Genomic DNA, 14,452 nt, shown 5'->3' on the forward strand with positions numbered 1-14,452 from the left:
TGCGGGGCGGGTGCTCGCGGAGGGGGGCGGCCGGCTCAGGCCTGGCCCGTTTCGAAGTGGGAGATGCGGCCGTCGTCGTCGACGGTGAAGTTCCAGCGGGTGCGCATCTCGCCCCAGGTGTCGTTGGAGTAGCGGGCGAGGAGACGGCGGCCGGCGGCGGACTCGTTGTCGACCTCCATATGGCCGTGTGAGGAGAAGATCTCCCGGTCGATCCAGTCGGCGAGGTCACGCTCGTCGCCGTCGTCCGCCATGGTGGCGTCCGGCGTGAGAAGCGCCAGGAAGCCCTCCCGGTCGTGGTTGTTGACGGCCAGGACGAAGGCGCGGACGGCGGGGTCGCTGAGGCGGGTGCTCTGAATCGTCATGTCCGCCAGCGTCGTACCGGCCGCCGGACCGCGCCACCCGCGTCACCCGAACGGCAACCGGTGGCGCGCCGGGCCCGTGCCGGGGGTGGGACGGTGGGACGAAGCCATCGCTCCGGGAGACGACGTGACCTGTGACGACCGACGTGATCTGGGACTGCTGCTGCTCCGCCTCGGGACGGGCGGGGTGCTCGCGGCGCACGGCGCGCAGAAGCTGTTCGGCTGGTTCGGCGGTGGCGGCATCGAGGGCACGGGCCAGTTCATGGAGTCCCTCGGCTATGTGCCCGGCCGGGCCAGTGCCACGGCGGCGGGTCTCGCCGAGGCCGGCGGGGGTGTGCTGCTCGCGCTCGGTCTCGCCACCCCGGCGGCGGGCGCGGCGGCGGCCGGTGCGATGGCGGGCGCGTCCGCCGTACACGCGCCCAACGGCTTCTTCAACCAGGAGGGCGGCTTCGAGTACGCCGCGTCCCTGGGCCTGACGGCCGCCGGGCTCGCCGTCACCGGCCCCGGCCGGCTCTCCCTGGACCACGCCCTCGGCCACGCGGTCAACCGGAGCTGGATGGTCCCGGTGGCCTTCGCGGCGGCCGCGGCGGCCACGACCATGGCGGTCGGCGCGCGGGTCAGACGGCTGCGGAAGGCCAGGGAGGGCGAGCAGGAGGCGTTGTTCGAGGAGTAGTGCGGCGCGCCGTCGGGCTCAGCAGCCCGTCGGGCCCTTGCATGCCTCGCCGTCGGGCAGGTGTGTCTCGGCCCACCTGCCGAGTTCCTGGAGTGCCGGTCCCAGCGCCGCGCCCGACTCGGTCAGCCGGTAGGAGACGCGCAGCGGCGGTCCCTCGTCGACCTCACGGACCAGGAGTCCGGCGGCGCCCAGTTCGGTGAGCCGGTCGGAGAGCATGCGCTCACTGATGCCCGGGACGGCCCGGCGCAGATCGGCGAAGTACGCCGGCTGTTCCACCAGCACGGCCACGATCGGCCCCGTCCAGCGCTTTCCCAGCAGCTGGAAGACACGCGTGATGCCACCGTCCACGCGCTTGCATGCCTCTGCCTCGTGCACCTGCTCGACCGCCATGCCCTCAGGGTACTACCCCCGTGCAAGGGGATGAAAAAAAGTAAGCACCTGTGTTATTCATAGTTGAGTACGAATTCTTAGCGACGGCGCGATGGCGTCTCCGCCCCTTCACCCATGGGAGAAAGCCCCAGATGGCCACCCTTCTGCACATCGACTCCTCCGTCTTCCCGGCGGCCGGTTCCGCGTCCCGCGCCGTGGCGGAGACCTTCCGCAAGGCCTGGGAGGAGCAGCACCCCGAGGGCACGGTGATCTACCGCGACCTCGCCACGGACCCCGTTCCGCACCTCACCGCCGACGCCCACACGGCGGGCTTCGCGGACCCCTCCACCCACACTCCCGAGCAGGCCGCGGTCTTCGCCGAACGCCTGAAGCTGATCGAGGAGCTGGAGGCGGCGGACGCCGTGCTGATCGGCGCCCCGATGTACAACTTCACGATCCCCTCGACGCTCAAGGCGTGGCTGGACAACGTGATCCTGGTGGGCCGCACCGCGGGTGACAGCCCCTCCGTCAAGGGCACCCCGGTCACCGTGGTCGCCAGCCGGGGCGGCTCCTACGCGCCGGGCACCCCGCGCGAGGGCTACGAGTACGTACAGAACTATCTGAGCGCGGTGCTGGGCGACATGCTCGGTCTCGAGGCCGACTTCATCGTCCCGGAGCTGACCATGGCCCCGCAGGTTCCGGCGATGGCCGAGCTGGTCCCGCTCTTCGAGAGCTCCCGCGAGCGCGCGCACCAGGACGCGACCGTCAAGGCCAAGACCCTCGCCGAGCGGCTGGCGGCGTAACCCGGCGGCGCCCGGCGGCGCCCGGTGCCGGGTCAGGCACGGTGCCGGGCGTCCTCCAGGTAGTGCAGCACCGCGGCCACCCGGCGGTCGGTGCGGTCGGTGGGCGCCAGGTCGAGCTTGGCGAAGATGCTGCGGATGTGCTTGTGGACGGCACCGTCGCTGACGACGAGCCGTTCGGCGATGGCCCCGTTGCCCAGCCCCTCGGCCATCAGCGCCAGCACGTCCCGTTCGCGCGGGCTGAGCCGTCCCAGCCGGGCGTCCGGGCGGCTGCGGGTGAGCAGCTGGGCGACCACCTCGGGATCGATGGCGGTACCTCCCCGCACCACCCGGTGCAGGGCGTCGAGGAACTCCTCGACCCGGCCGACCCGTTCCTTCAGCAGATAGCCGAGCCGGGCGCTGCCCTGGGCGAGCAGCTCGGTGGCGAACGCCTGCTCCACGTAGGCGGACAGGACCAGGACGGCGAGGCCGGGCCGGCGTCGGCGGGCCTCCACGGCGGCGGTGATCCCCTCGTCGGTGTGGGTGGGCGGCATCCGGACGTCGACGATGGCGACGTCCGGATCTTCCGCGTCCACGGCGTCCAGGAAGGCGTCGGCGTCCCCGGCCGTGGCCACCACGTCCAGGGACTCGGCGCGCAGCAGCAGGGCGAGCCCCTCGCGCAGCAGGGCGTCGTCCTCGGCGATCACGATCCGCATGGCAGGGTCACCTTCAGGGTGGTGGGGCCGCCGGGCGGGCTGGCCAGTTCCAGTGTTCCGTCGTGCGCCTCGGTGCGGTGGCGGATGCCGGTGAGCCCGGATCCGTTCCGTTCGTCGGCTCCGCCGTGGCCGTCGTCGTGGATCTCCACGTACAGCCGGTCGTCGAGGCGGCGTACGACGACACCGGCCTCCCGGGCGCCGCTGTGTTTGGCGATGTTGCTGAGGGCCTCGGCGACCACGAAGTACGCTGTCGCCTCCACCGACGCCGGGCAGCGGCCGGGCACGTCGGTGTCGATGCCGCAGGGCACCGGGCAGTCGGCGGCCAGGGCGGTGAGGGCGTCGGGCAGGCTGCGGTCGGCGAGGACCGGCGGAAGGATGCTGCGGACGACCGCCCGCAGTTCGGCCAGTGCCTGTTCGGCGGCCTCCTGGGCACGCTCGAGTACGGCGTCGGCCTCGCCGGGATTGCGGGTGAGGGCGCGGCGGGCGGCGCCGAGCAGCACGGTGACGGCGACGATCCGGTTCTGTGTGCCGTCGTGCAGCGCGCGTTCGACGCGACGGAGTTCGGTGGCGTGGGCGTCGAGCGCGGCGGCGCGGGTGGCGGTGAGTTCGGCGACCCGCAGGACGAGGTCGGTTCCGGGGTCGGGGGCGAGCAGGCGTCGTCCCGGCCATGCCTGGAGCCTCGCGAGTGCGGGGGCGCAGAACATGATGGCGGCGACGATGAGCACGCCGGACAGGGTGACGGCGAGGGCGCCGGGCCAGTCGCGTACGGTCCACCAGCCCAGGGCGGCGGTGGCCTCGCTCTCCGGGAGGAAGCGCCAGTACAGGGGGAAGGTGATGTCGTGTGCCGCGCTGAGGGGGAGGGTGGCGCCGATCAGGCCCAGGAGGAGGCCGAAGAGGGCGTGGGCGCAGACCCAGCGGATCTCGCGGCGTACGGCGCGGTCGGAGAGGGCGGCACGCGGTCCCGGCGGGGGATCCGGGGGGCTGATGAGTTGCGGGCCCCAGCGGGAGAGGCGGGTTCGCTCGCGGTCGGCGACGGCTCTGGTCGCGTGCAGGGCGGAGGGGAGCAGCAAGAGGCCTACGCCGGCCAGGCAGGCGACGGTGGTCAGGGCCAGCCACAGTGCGGCGAGCAGGGCGAGCAGGGCGGTCCCCATGCCGGCCAGGAGGTGTTCCAGGGCGTCCAGGGCGGCTCGGGCGCGAGCGGAAGCGGTGCCCGTGCGACCGCCGGACGCCTCGTCGTGAGTCATCACCGTCCGTACCTCCTCCCAGTCGGGGAGAATAGGCCACCCGGGCCTGCGTCCTGTTGGGCCGTCCGGTCGGTGGTACGTGCCGGGTGCGGTCGCGTACGGCGGGAAGGGGGCGGGGCGGGGGTGGCCGCCCGCAGTGGCCGGCGCGTCGACGCCCCGCCCCGATCCGGTCGGCACAGTCACGCCGGTCCGGGGACGGACACCCCCGACCCACCCACCCACGCCCGGGCGCTGCCCGAACCCCCACCGGACCGAAAGCGGCGCCGCAGCCCTCCCCACACCGGCCCGGATGCCTTCACTCGCGGATCGACATGTCCTTGATCGGCGGGGTGCGCAGGAGGTGGTTCGTGGGGAGGATCGTGGCGGTCAGGGACAGGGCCGTCGTGGCGGCGATGATCGTCGCCCAGCCCACGGCGGGGACGTACGGGACGCGTTCGCCCGAGACGGCGTTGACGATCGTCGTCAGGGTGACCGCCGCGATCGCGGTGCCGATCGCCAGGGACACCCCCAGCAGACCGGCCTGTTCCGCGTGCACCATGCGTCTCACCTGACGGCGGGTGACGCCGGCCAGCCGCAGCAGGGACAGCTCCCGCCGCCGCGCCAGGGCCGCCATCACGAGCGTGTTCGCGGCGGCCAGGACCGCGTACCCGGCCAGGACGGCGACGAGCAGCCTGTTGAGCCAGCCGCTGACGGCCAGATCCCGCGCGATGTCACCGGTGAGCGTCTCGGTGTCCACCACGGCGGCGGCCGGATACCGCCGTGCGAGCTCCGCGAGGGCACCGTCCGCACCCGGCGCGGTACGGATCAGCACCTGATCGTCGAGTCCGGTGACCGTGTGACCGGCCAACGTCCCGGTGTGCAGGGTGACATCCCCGAACCCCCACCCGCGTTCGTACAGCGCGACCACCCGCAGAGCGACAGGCGTGCCGTCACCGAGCCACAGCTCGGCCTCGTCCCCGAGCCGCCACCCGGCGGCGTCCGCCTGCGAGGTGGACACGGCCACCGTGTCCGGCCGCAGTGCGGCGAGGCTGCCCGACCGGACCCCGAGGTCCATCGTCCGCTCCACGCCCACAGGGTCGATGCCCTGCGCGACCACGGCCTGCGCCTCGAGGTCGCCCGGTACCACGACGGAGGTGCGGCGCACCCCGGTCGCGGCGAGCACGCCGGGGATGCGGCGGGCCTCGGCCGTCGCGGAGGCCGGCAGCCCCGCGGCGCCGGTCAGGGCGTGCTGGGCGAGCATGCCGTCACGGCTCTGGACGACGGTCTGCCGCTGGAGGTTGTCCTGGAGGAACCAGACGGTGCCGCCGAAACCGACGGAAAGGACCAGCGCGGTGAGGACGGCGACCATGCCGCGTGCGTTGGCCCGCAGATTCGCGGCGGCGAGGTACCCGCTGTCGCCCCAGACACCACGCAGCACGGGCGCGAGCAGCCGGGCCGCGCCCTGGTTGATCCACGGGGCCAGCAGCGCGATCCCGAGCACGAACAGGTAGAGCATGCCGACGGCGGCGCCCATCGCGGTCTGGCCGTCGATGGCACGGGTGAGGCCGATGAGGGACACGGCCGAGGCGAGGCACACCAGCCCGGTGACGGCGCGCGCCCTGCTGCCCAGCCCGGGCTCGACGGCGGCCTCTCCGAGCGCTTCGGTGGGCCGGATCCGGGTGACGCGCAGGGAGGCGATCCACACGGAGAGGAGCGCGACGACGCCGACGGCACCCAGCACGGCCGTCGCGGACAACACCCCTCCCCGGACGATGAAACCGTCGGGCACGAACTCCCGGGACACCAGCTCGTCCCGGATGTATCCCGTGGCGAACAGCCCCGCCGGAACGCCCACCGCGGCGGCGGCCGGCACGAGCAGGCCCACTTCGGCGAGGAGCATCCGCCGCAGCTGGCCCGGGGTGGCCGCGACGGCCCGCAGCAGGGCGAGGTCGCGCCGCCGGTGCCGTACGGACAGACCGACGGTCCCGGCGACGACGAAGACGACGATCATCACCGCGTACCCGGCGAACGCGCCGCCGGCCTGGAGGGTGAACGCCCGTGCGGCGGCGGCCTCGGGCTGTGCGGCCGGCCCGCGCTCGTCACCGGTGTACGTGGTGGAGTCCATGCCGTCCGCCACCCGGCGTACCGCGTCGACGACGGCGGAGCGGTCGGCGTCCGGTTCGGCGAGGACGCCGATGGTGTCGAAGCGGCCGGGGTGGGGGTCGAGCCGGGCCGCCCGCGCGTCGGTGAAGAACACCTCGGCCCGCTCCCCCGTTGCGCCGTCCGCCTCGACGACACCGCTCACCCGGTACGGCCGGCTCTCCCCTCCGGTGATGAGGTCCGTGCGGTCGCCGGGTGCGAGCCCCATGTGGTCGGCGAACCGGGCGTCGACGGCGATCTCCCCGTCCGCGCGCGGGGGTGCACCCGACACGATTCGGTAGGGGGCGAGCGCGGCGCTCGCCCAGCCGTGCCCCGCGGCGGGCAGGTCCGGGGCGGCCGTCGGGGTGACCGTGATCACCCGGTCCCCCACCGCCCGTGCCACCCCCGGCACTTCGGCGAGCTTTGAAGCCAACGCGGCTTCGACACCGCCACGTTCGGGAAGCGTCACGGTGGTGTACTCGGTCTCACCGAACACCGTCGGCCCGGCCACCCGCAGTTCGTGGTCGGCGACAACGGCGGCCGTGGCGCCGAAACGTCCCGGCTCGCCGTGATAGCGCCGGCCGGACTCCACGAGGAGGGCGCAGGTCATCAGAACGGCGGCACCGGCGGCGAGCGCGACGAACGTGGCGGCGAAGCCGCCCTTGCGGAAGCGCAGCATCTGCGCGGCCAGTCGGAGCACGGTTCAGCCCTCCCGGCTCGCGACGGGCTGCCGGCGGCCCAGCAGTGCCAGGTGCTCGGCGATCCGCTCGGCGCCGGGCTGTGCCATGTCCCGTACGATCCGCCCGTCGGCGAGGACCAGCACACGGTCGGCGTACGACGCGGCGACGGGGTCGTGGGTCACCATGACGACCGTCTGCCCGAACTGGTCGACCACGGACCGCAGCAGGGCGAGGACGTCGGCGGCCGTCCGGGTGTCCAGGGCCCCGGTGGGTTCGTCGCAGAAGATCACCTCGGGCCGGGTGACGAGCGCCCGGGCGATGGCGACCCGCTGCTGCTGGCCGCCGGAGAGCTGGGCGGGCCGGTGCCGCAGCCGGTCGCCGAGTCCGACCCGTGCGATCACCTCGGCCACCCAGTCCGGTTCCGGCCGGCGGCCGGACAGCCGGGAGGGCAGCAGGATGTTCTGCTCCACGTTGAGCGCGCCCACCAGGTTGAACGCCTGGAAGACGAACCCGACGCGGCTGCGCCGCAGTTCGGTCAGCCGCTTCTCCGGCATCGACGACAGATCGGTGCCCCCGAGCCGTACCGTTCCCGAGTCCGGCCGGTCCAGTCCGGCCGCACAGTGCAGCAGGGTGCTCTTGCCGGAACCGGAGGGCCCCATCACGGCGGTCGCCGTGCCGCGCATGAACACGGCGCTCACATCGTCCAGCGCCACGACCGGCTGGTCACCGCCGTAGGTCCTGTGTACATGGTCGAGGCCGACGGCGACGTCGGCCGGGGTCAGTGACATGGTGGGGCGCCTTCCGGGCGGATCTCGTTGCTGGTCCACCCCGACGGTACGAAGGGCGCGGCCCGCGGCCCATCCAGCCAGGGCCCCGATCATGGTGGTGCAGGCACTACCCCGCGCCGGTGGCGGTACATCACGGCCGGCCGCGCACCGTTCGCCCTGGTCCCGCGCGGGTTCGCCGGCGGACACGCGCGGCGGCCGCAGGTCAACGGAGGATCACCCACCGGTCTCGGCGGTCCCTTCCCGTGCCCTCTTCGAGACTCACCCGCAACGCTTCGTACCGCACGTTCCCGCCCCCGGCTCCGTCACAGTCACTGAGGTCGGCGTCAACCAGGCGAGGGGACACGGACGATGAAGCGGTACGGGACACGACGGCTGGGCGGAGCACTGCTCGCCCTCACGGCGGCGGGCGGTCTGCTGCTCACCGGATGCGGCGGGGGCGACGACGGCGCCTCCAAGGTGAGCGACTCCTCCTACGACCGGGGGGCCGACGGTCCGCCGCCCGCCCCCGACCGCGGCTCGGGAGGGCGGTACGACGACGAACGACGCGAGGGCGAGCAGGAATCCCGTGAGGTCGCCCCCGAACCCGACCATCTGTCGACGTTCGCGCTGGACGTCGACACCGCCTCGTACGGCTATGCCCGCCGCACCCTCTCCGAGGGCCGGCTGCCCGCCCCGTCGACCGTCCGTCCCGAGGAGTTCGTCAACAGCTTCCGGCAGGACTACGAGCGTCCCGACGGCGACGGTTTCACGGTCACCGTGGACGGCGCCCGCACCGAGGACGAGGACTGGTCGCTGGTCCGGGTGGGTCTGGCGACCCGGGCCGCCGAACCGGACGGTGAACGCCCGCCCGCCGCCCTGACGTTCGTCGTCGACATCTCGGGCTCGATGGCGGAACCGGGCCGTCTCGACCTCGCGCGGGACTCCCTCGCGACCATGACGGACCGACTGCGCGACGACGACTCGGTGGCCATCGTCACCTTCAGCGACGAGGCCGAGACCGTCCTGCCGATGACCCGGCTGGACGGCGGCCGGGGCGAGATCCACGACGCCATCGACAGCCTGGAGCCGACCGACTCCACCAACCTCGAGGCCGGCGTGGACACCGGGTACGAGACCGCCGTCGAGGGACTGCGCGAGGGCGCCACCAACCGGGTCGTGCTGGTCTCGGACGCGCTCGCCAACACCGGTGCGACGGAAGCCGACACGATTCTCGAACGGATCACGGAGGCCCGCCGCGAGCACGGTGTGACCCTGTTCGGGGTCGGTGTCGGCAGCGACTACGGCGACGCGCTCATGGAGCGGCTCGCCGACAAGGGCGACGGCCACACGGTGTATGTGTCCGACGAGGAGGACGCCCGTGAGGTGTTCTGCGAACAGCTGCCGCGCAACATCGAGCTGACGGCCCGTGACGCCAAGGCGCAGGTGGCCTTCGATCCGGAGACGGTGGCCGAGTTCCGGCTCGTCGGCTACGACAACCGACGGGTGGCCGACGAGGACTTCCGGGACGACCGGGTCGACGGCGGCGAGGTCGGCCCCGGCCACACCGTGACCGCCCTGTACGCGGTGCGCACGCGCTCCGGTGCCGGGGGCCGTCTGGCGACGGCCACCGTGCGCTGGCTGGACCCCGACAGCCGCGCTCCGCACGAGGAGACGGGCGACCTGGAGACGACAGGCCTGACCGACTCCGTGTGGGGCGCGCCACGCGGTCTGACGGTGACCGCGACCGCCGCCTACTTCGCCGACGCCCTGCGCTCGTACGATCACCGTCACAGCGCGCTGCCGGGCGCCCCCGCTCTCGGTGAACTCTCCTCACGGGCGGACGACTTGGCGGACCGGACGGAGGACGAGGACATCCGTGGGCTGGCCCGGGCGATCCGCGAGGCGGACCGTCTGGACCGGTCGCGGACCATTGACTGATTCCTACGCACGGGTAAGTTGACTCTCGAGTAAGTAAGCGGATACGACAGCATCAGTCGCGACCGGGAGCCGTCATGGGCGTACACAGGGATCTGAAACGGGCGAGGCGACGCGCGGATCTGGCGGGCCGGGTCCGGGTCGGGACGGTCCTGGACGAACACGGCGTCGTGCGTGAGGCCCGTACGGCGGCTCTCGCCGCGCGGACCTCCACCGGCAGTACCGCCGACATCCCGTTCACCAACGCGGCCGAGGCCCCGGACGCGGTGGTGCTGCGGCGCGAGGAGGGCGACGTCTGGCGTCCGGTGACGGCGGCGGCCTTCGCCCGGGAGGTCACCGCCGTGGCCAAGGGGCTGATCGCCGCCGGCCTCGAGCCGGGCGACCGGGTCGCCGTGATGTCCCGTACGCGCTACGAGTGGACGGTGCTGGACTTCGCGATCTGGTCGGCCGGCGGCCTCACCGTGCCGGTCTACGCCACCTCCTCGGCGGAACAGGTGGAGTGGATCGTCCGTGACTCCGGCGCCCGGTACATCGTCACGGAGACCGCGCGGAACACCGCCACCGTCACCACCGGCACCGCGGCCCACCCCCAGCCGCCGCGCGTGTGGGAACTGGACGCGGACGCCCTCTTGGAACTCACCGCGCTCGGCCGTGACGTACCCGACGAGGAGGTCACCGCACGCCGTACGGCACTGACCCCGGAGACCGTCGCGACCCTCTGCTACACCTCCGGCACCACCGGTCGCCCCAAGGGCTGCGTCCTCACCCACGCCAACCTGCGCGCCGAGGCCGCCAACACGGTCGAACTGCTGCACCCGGTCTTCGAGGAGGTCACCGACCAGGTCGCCTCGACCCTGCTCTTCCTCCCGCTCGCGCACATTCTCGGCCGCACCATCCAGATCGCCTGTCTGCTCGCCCGTATCGAGATCGGCCACTTCCCGAGCATCAAGCCCGCCGAACTGCGGCCCGCGCTCCAGACGTTCCGCCCCACCTTCCTCGTCGGCGTCCCCTATCTCTTCGAGAAGATCCACGACACCGGCCGGGCCACCGCCGAGAAGATCGGCCGGGGCGCCTCCTTCGAGCGGGCCCACCGCGTCGCAGTCCGCTTCGGCGCGGCGCACCTCGACAGGTCCCTGGGCCGCGGCAAGGGTCCGGGCCCCGGGCTGTACGCGGCCTGGGCGCTGTACGACCTGCTCGTCTACCGGCGGGTCCGCAAGGAACTCGGCGGGCGGACGCGGTACGCCATCAGCGGCGGCTCCCCGCTGGAGCGCGACCTCAACCTCTTCTTCTACGCGGCCGGGATCATGATCTACGAAGGGTACGGCCTGACCGAGACCACCGCCGCCGCCACCCTCGTCCCGCCGCTCAGCCCCCGCCCGGGGACGGTCGGTCTCCCGGTCCCCGGTACGGCGGTCCGGATCGCCGGCGACGGCGAGGTGCGGATCAGCGGCGGCATCGTCTTCGGCTCCTACTGGAACGACCCGGACGCCACCGGCGAGGTGCTCGACGACGGCTGGTTCGCCACCGGTGACCTCGGCTCCCTCGACGAGGACGGCTATCTGACCATCACCGGCCGCAAGAAGGACATCCTCGTCACCTCCGGCGGCAAGAACGTCTCCCCCGCCGTCCTGGAGGACCGGCTGCGCAGCCGCCCGCCGGTGGGGCAGTGCCTGGTCGTCGGCGACAACCGGCCGTTCGTGGCCGCGCTGATCACCCTCGATCCCGAGACGGTCGCCCACTGGCTGGCGGTACGCAGCATGCCCGCCGGCACGCCGATGTCCGAGGTCGTGCGCGACCCCCGGATGCGCGCCGATGTCCAGAAGGCCGTCGACTACGCCAACGAGGCCGTCTCCCGCGCGGAGTCCATCCGCGCCTTCACCTTGATCGAGGGGGAGTTCACCGAGGAGAACGGCCTGCTGACACCGTCGCTCAAGGTCAGAAGGCGGGCGGCGCAGGAGGCGTACGCGAAAGAGATCGAGGCGCTGTACTCCTGACCCCGGGGTCCCGCAGGGCAGGGAGGCAGCGGCTGCGGACGTGGAGCCGGGCCGGCAGGAGAACGGGGAAGAGCGGGCGCCGGGGTCCCGCCGGCGCCGCCCGGGTCAGGGAGCGCAGGGTCAGCGGGACCCGGCCGTCGTCCTCCCCTCGCAGCACCGCCTTCCCGGCCGTGTTCCGGGTGTCCTCTCCGCGTCCGATCGGCACGGTCGTCCCGAAGCGGCGGAAGCCTGGCGGGGACTCGGTCCAGTTCGGGGTCTGCGGGGTCGTGGCGCCGCGGGGCGTGTAGGTGAGGTCGGCGCCCTCAGCCATGGGTGCGCGGTCTCTGCTTCAGGAAGTCGGACAGTCCTGTGAGGAGGCGGTCCACGTCCTCGTCGTCGGTGTAGGGGGCGAGGCCGATGCGGAGGCCGCCGGTGTCGCCGAGGCCGAGGTGACGGGAGGCCTCCAGCGCGTAGAAGCTGCCGCTGGGGGCGTGGATATCGCGGTCGGCCAGGTAGCGGTAGGCGTCTGTCGTGCTGTGGCCGTCGAGGGTGAGGAGGAGGGTGGGGGTGCGGTGGGGGGCGCGGGAGTGGATGGTGACGCCGGGGAGTTCCGCCAACTCCCTCTCCAGGCGGGTGCGCAGGGTGGCCTCGTGTTGCTCGATCGCCTCGAATGCCGCGATCAGCCGGTCGCGGCGGTTCTCTCGCGCCTGCCGCCCGTTCCCGTCCCCGTCCCCCGGGGGCTCTGCCCCCGGACCCCCGCTCCTCGAAGGCCGGAGGGGCTGATCGGGAGCGATTGCTGCCAGGAAGTCCACTGCCGCGCTCGTGCCCGCCAGGAACTCGTAGGGCAGGGTGCCCAGTTCGAAGCGTTCGGGGACCTTGTCCGTGGAGGGGAGGAGTTTGTCCGGGTGGAGGGTGGCCAGGAGGTCGGGGGCTGCGGCCAGAACGCCGAGGTGGGGGCCGAGGAATTTGTACGGGGAGCAGACGAAGAAGTCCGCGCCGAGCGCGCCGATGTCGACCGTGGCGTGTGCCGCGTAGTGCACGCCGTCGACGTGGAGAAGGGCTCCCGCCTCGTGGGTGATCCGGGCGATCTCGGCGATCGGGGGGATCGTGCCGAGCAGGTTGGAGGCCGCGGTGACGGCCACCAGCCGGGTCCGGTCGGAGAGCACGGCACGGATGTGGTCGGCGGTCAGCTCACCGGTGGCCGGGTCGAAGTCGGCCCGGCGGACGGTGCAGCCGGCCCGCTCGGCCGCCTGCACCCAGGGACGGATGTTGGCGTCGTGGTCGAGCCGGGTGACCACCACCTCGTCGCCGGGTGACCAGGTCGCGGCGAGGGTGCGGGAGAAGTCGTAGGTGAGCTGGGTGGCGCTGCGGCCGAAGACGATGCCGGCCGGGTCGGCGGCCAGCAGGTCCGCCATGGCGTGCCGGGCCCCGACGACGAGGGCCTCGGCGTGGCGCTCTCCGGGCAGTCCGTCGCCCCGGATGGAGAGCGGCCGGGAGAGCGCGGCGGCGATCGCCTCGATGACGGGCAGCGGCATCTGGGTGCCGCCGGGGCCGTCGAAGTGCGCGGTGCCCGCGGCCAGCGCGGGGATACGGGCGCGCAGTGCGGTGACGTCGTACGTCATGAGGGCCTCCTCGTGGGTGCGGTGGGCTGGCGTGCCGGTCAGGCGGGTGTGCTCTCGGCGAGCGGTTCGCCCGGCGGGTCGGAGAGCTGCTCGCGCAGGTAGTTCCAGACGACCGCGATCAGGGCGGCGACCGGTACGGCGAGCAGGCTGCCGACGATGCCGGACAGGCTGCCGCCGAGGGTCACCGCCAGCAGGACGACCGCCGCGTGGAGTCCGAGCCCCCGGCTCTGGATCAGGGGCTGGAAGACATTGCCCTCGAGCTGCTGCACCGCGACGATGATGGCGAGCACGATCAGCGCGTCCGTCAGGCCGTTGGACACCAGCGCGATCAGCACCGCGACGAAGCCCGCGAACAGGGCGCCCACGATGGGCACGAACGCGGACACGAAGGTGAGGACCGCGAGCGGCAGCACCAGGGGTACGTCGAGGAGCCACAGCCCCAGTCCGATGAACACGGCGTCGAGGAGACCGACGAGGGCCTGCGAGCGTACGAAGGCGCCGAGCACGTTCCAGCAGCGCGCGGCCACGGCCGGCACGTCGGTGGCCAGCCGGCCGGGGAGCTGGCGGCCGAGCCAGGGCAGGAAACGCGGGCCGTCCTTGAGGAAGAAGAACATCAGGAACAGTGCCAGTACGGCCGTGACGACCCCGCTGACCACGGTGCTCACACCGGTGACGGCGGTGGAGGCGATGGCGCCGGCGCTGTCCTGGATACGGGCGGTCGCGCTGTCGAAGGCCCCGGCGATCTGGGCGTCGTCGATGTTCAGGGGCGGCCCGGCGGCCCATTCGCGCAGCCTGTCGACGCCCTCGACCACGCCGTCGGCCAGCTCACCCGACTCCGACGCCACCGGCACCGCGATCAGCGCCACGGTGCCCGCCGCCACCAGCAGGAACAGCACGGTCACCAGGGACGCGGCGAGCGCGGGCGGCATACCGCGCCGGCGCAGACAGCGGGTGGGCGGCCAGGTGAGCGTGGTGAGGAGGAGGCCCACTATCAGCGGCCAGACCACCGACCACATACGGCCGAGGGCCCACAGCACCACCGCCACGGCCACCAGGACCAGCAGCAGCTCACCGGAGACGCGCGCCGACGTGCGCAGCGCGGCGCGGGTTCTCCCCGCGTTCAACGTGGCAGACATGGAGGCACCTTATGGGGCCCGCCGGTTCCGGTGATCGTCCGGGACCGGGTCGGTGCGATGTCCTGCCCGGTGCGACCGTGT

At 73.1% G+C, this 14,452-nt stretch carries 12 protein-coding genes; 4 read left to right on the forward strand and 8 right to left on the reverse strand.

The window, feature by feature from the left end:
* Nucleotides 1-35: 35 nt before the first annotated feature.
* On the reverse strand, nt 36-362 hold the full coding sequence (locus tag ACGFR9_RS34705; RefSeq protein WP_393216813.1) for a nuclear transport factor 2 family protein: 327 nt from the start codon (nt 360-362) through the stop codon (nt 36-38).
* A gap of 124 nt (nt 363-486) precedes the next feature.
* Here ACGFR9_RS34705 and ACGFR9_RS34710 point away from each other — a divergent pair, with 124 nt between their 5' ends.
* Nucleotides 487-1,032, forward strand: coding sequence for a DoxX family protein (locus ACGFR9_RS34710; RefSeq protein WP_393216815.1), 546 nt, complete (start codon nt 487-489; stop codon nt 1,030-1,032).
* Between the two features lie 18 nt (nt 1,033-1,050).
* Here the strand turns inward: ACGFR9_RS34710 and ACGFR9_RS34715 are convergent, their stop codons facing one another.
* On the reverse strand, nt 1,051-1,422 hold the full coding sequence (locus ACGFR9_RS34715; RefSeq protein WP_393216817.1) for a winged helix-turn-helix transcriptional regulator: 372 nt from the start codon (nt 1,420-1,422) through the stop codon (nt 1,051-1,053).
* Nucleotides 1,423-1,553: 131 nt separating this feature from the next.
* Here ACGFR9_RS34715 and ACGFR9_RS34720 point away from each other — a divergent pair, with 131 nt between their 5' ends.
* Complete coding sequence (locus ACGFR9_RS34720) at nt 1,554-2,204, forward strand: FMN-dependent NADH-azoreductase (protein ID WP_393216819.1); 651 nt, start codon at nt 1,554-1,556, stop codon at nt 2,202-2,204.
* A gap of 32 nt (nt 2,205-2,236) precedes the next feature.
* On the opposite strand, the gene ACGFR9_RS34725 is transcribed toward ACGFR9_RS34720, so the two are convergent.
* The 4 genes from ACGFR9_RS34725 to ACGFR9_RS34740 form a co-directional block, all read right to left on the reverse strand.
* The gene (locus ACGFR9_RS34725) at nt 2,237-2,896 is read right to left on the reverse strand and encodes a response regulator (protein WP_393216821.1); all 660 of its coding nucleotides are present in this window, start codon (nt 2,894-2,896) and stop codon (nt 2,237-2,239) included.
* Nucleotides 2,884-4,140, reverse strand: a complete 1,257-nt coding sequence (locus ACGFR9_RS34730) for a sensor histidine kinase (protein ID WP_393216854.1) — start codon at nt 4,138-4,140, stop codon at nt 2,884-2,886. The genes ACGFR9_RS34725 and ACGFR9_RS34730 overlap by 13 nt, the downstream gene beginning before the upstream one ends.
* A 295-nt stretch (nt 4,141-4,435) precedes the next feature.
* Entirely contained in the window at nt 4,436-6,958 is a 2,523-nt protein-coding gene (locus ACGFR9_RS34735; protein WP_393216823.1) for an FtsX-like permease family protein, read from the reverse strand.
* Nucleotides 6,959-6,961: 3 nt separating this feature from the next.
* Nucleotides 6,962-7,726 carry an ABC transporter ATP-binding protein gene (locus ACGFR9_RS34740; protein WP_393216825.1) on the reverse strand — a complete coding sequence of 255 codons (765 nt, stop codon included), beginning with the start codon at nt 7,724-7,726 and terminating at the stop codon, nt 6,962-6,964.
* A 348-nt stretch (nt 7,727-8,074) separates the two neighbouring features.
* Here ACGFR9_RS34740 and ACGFR9_RS34745 point away from each other — a divergent pair, with 348 nt between their 5' ends.
* Nucleotides 8,075-9,643, forward strand: coding sequence for a von Willebrand factor type A domain-containing protein (locus ACGFR9_RS34745; protein ID WP_393216827.1), 1,569 nt, complete (start codon nt 8,075-8,077; stop codon nt 9,641-9,643).
* Between the two features lie 74 nt (nt 9,644-9,717).
* On the forward strand, nt 9,718-11,634 hold the full coding sequence (locus tag ACGFR9_RS34750) for an AMP-dependent synthetase/ligase (protein ID WP_393216829.1): 1,917 nt from the start codon (nt 9,718-9,720) through the stop codon (nt 11,632-11,634).
* Nucleotides 11,635-11,936: 302 nt separating this feature from the next.
* Here ACGFR9_RS34750 and ACGFR9_RS34755 read toward each other — a convergent pair whose 3' ends face one another.
* A complete protein-coding gene (locus ACGFR9_RS34755; RefSeq protein ID WP_393216830.1) occupies nt 11,937-13,235 on the reverse strand; it encodes a cysteine desulfurase-like protein in 1,299 nt (432 codons plus the stop codon).
* 38 nt (nt 13,236-13,273) lie between these two features.
* Complete coding sequence (locus tag ACGFR9_RS34760) at nt 13,274-14,371, reverse strand: AI-2E family transporter (protein WP_393216832.1); 1,098 nt, start codon at nt 14,369-14,371, stop codon at nt 13,274-13,276.
* Nucleotides 14,372-14,452 lie beyond the last annotated feature (81 nt).

The organism is Streptomyces sp. NPDC048584, from assembly GCF_043199595.1.
Taxonomy (GTDB): Bacteria; Actinomycetota; Actinomycetes; order Streptomycetales; family Streptomycetaceae; genus Streptomyces; species Streptomyces edwardsiae.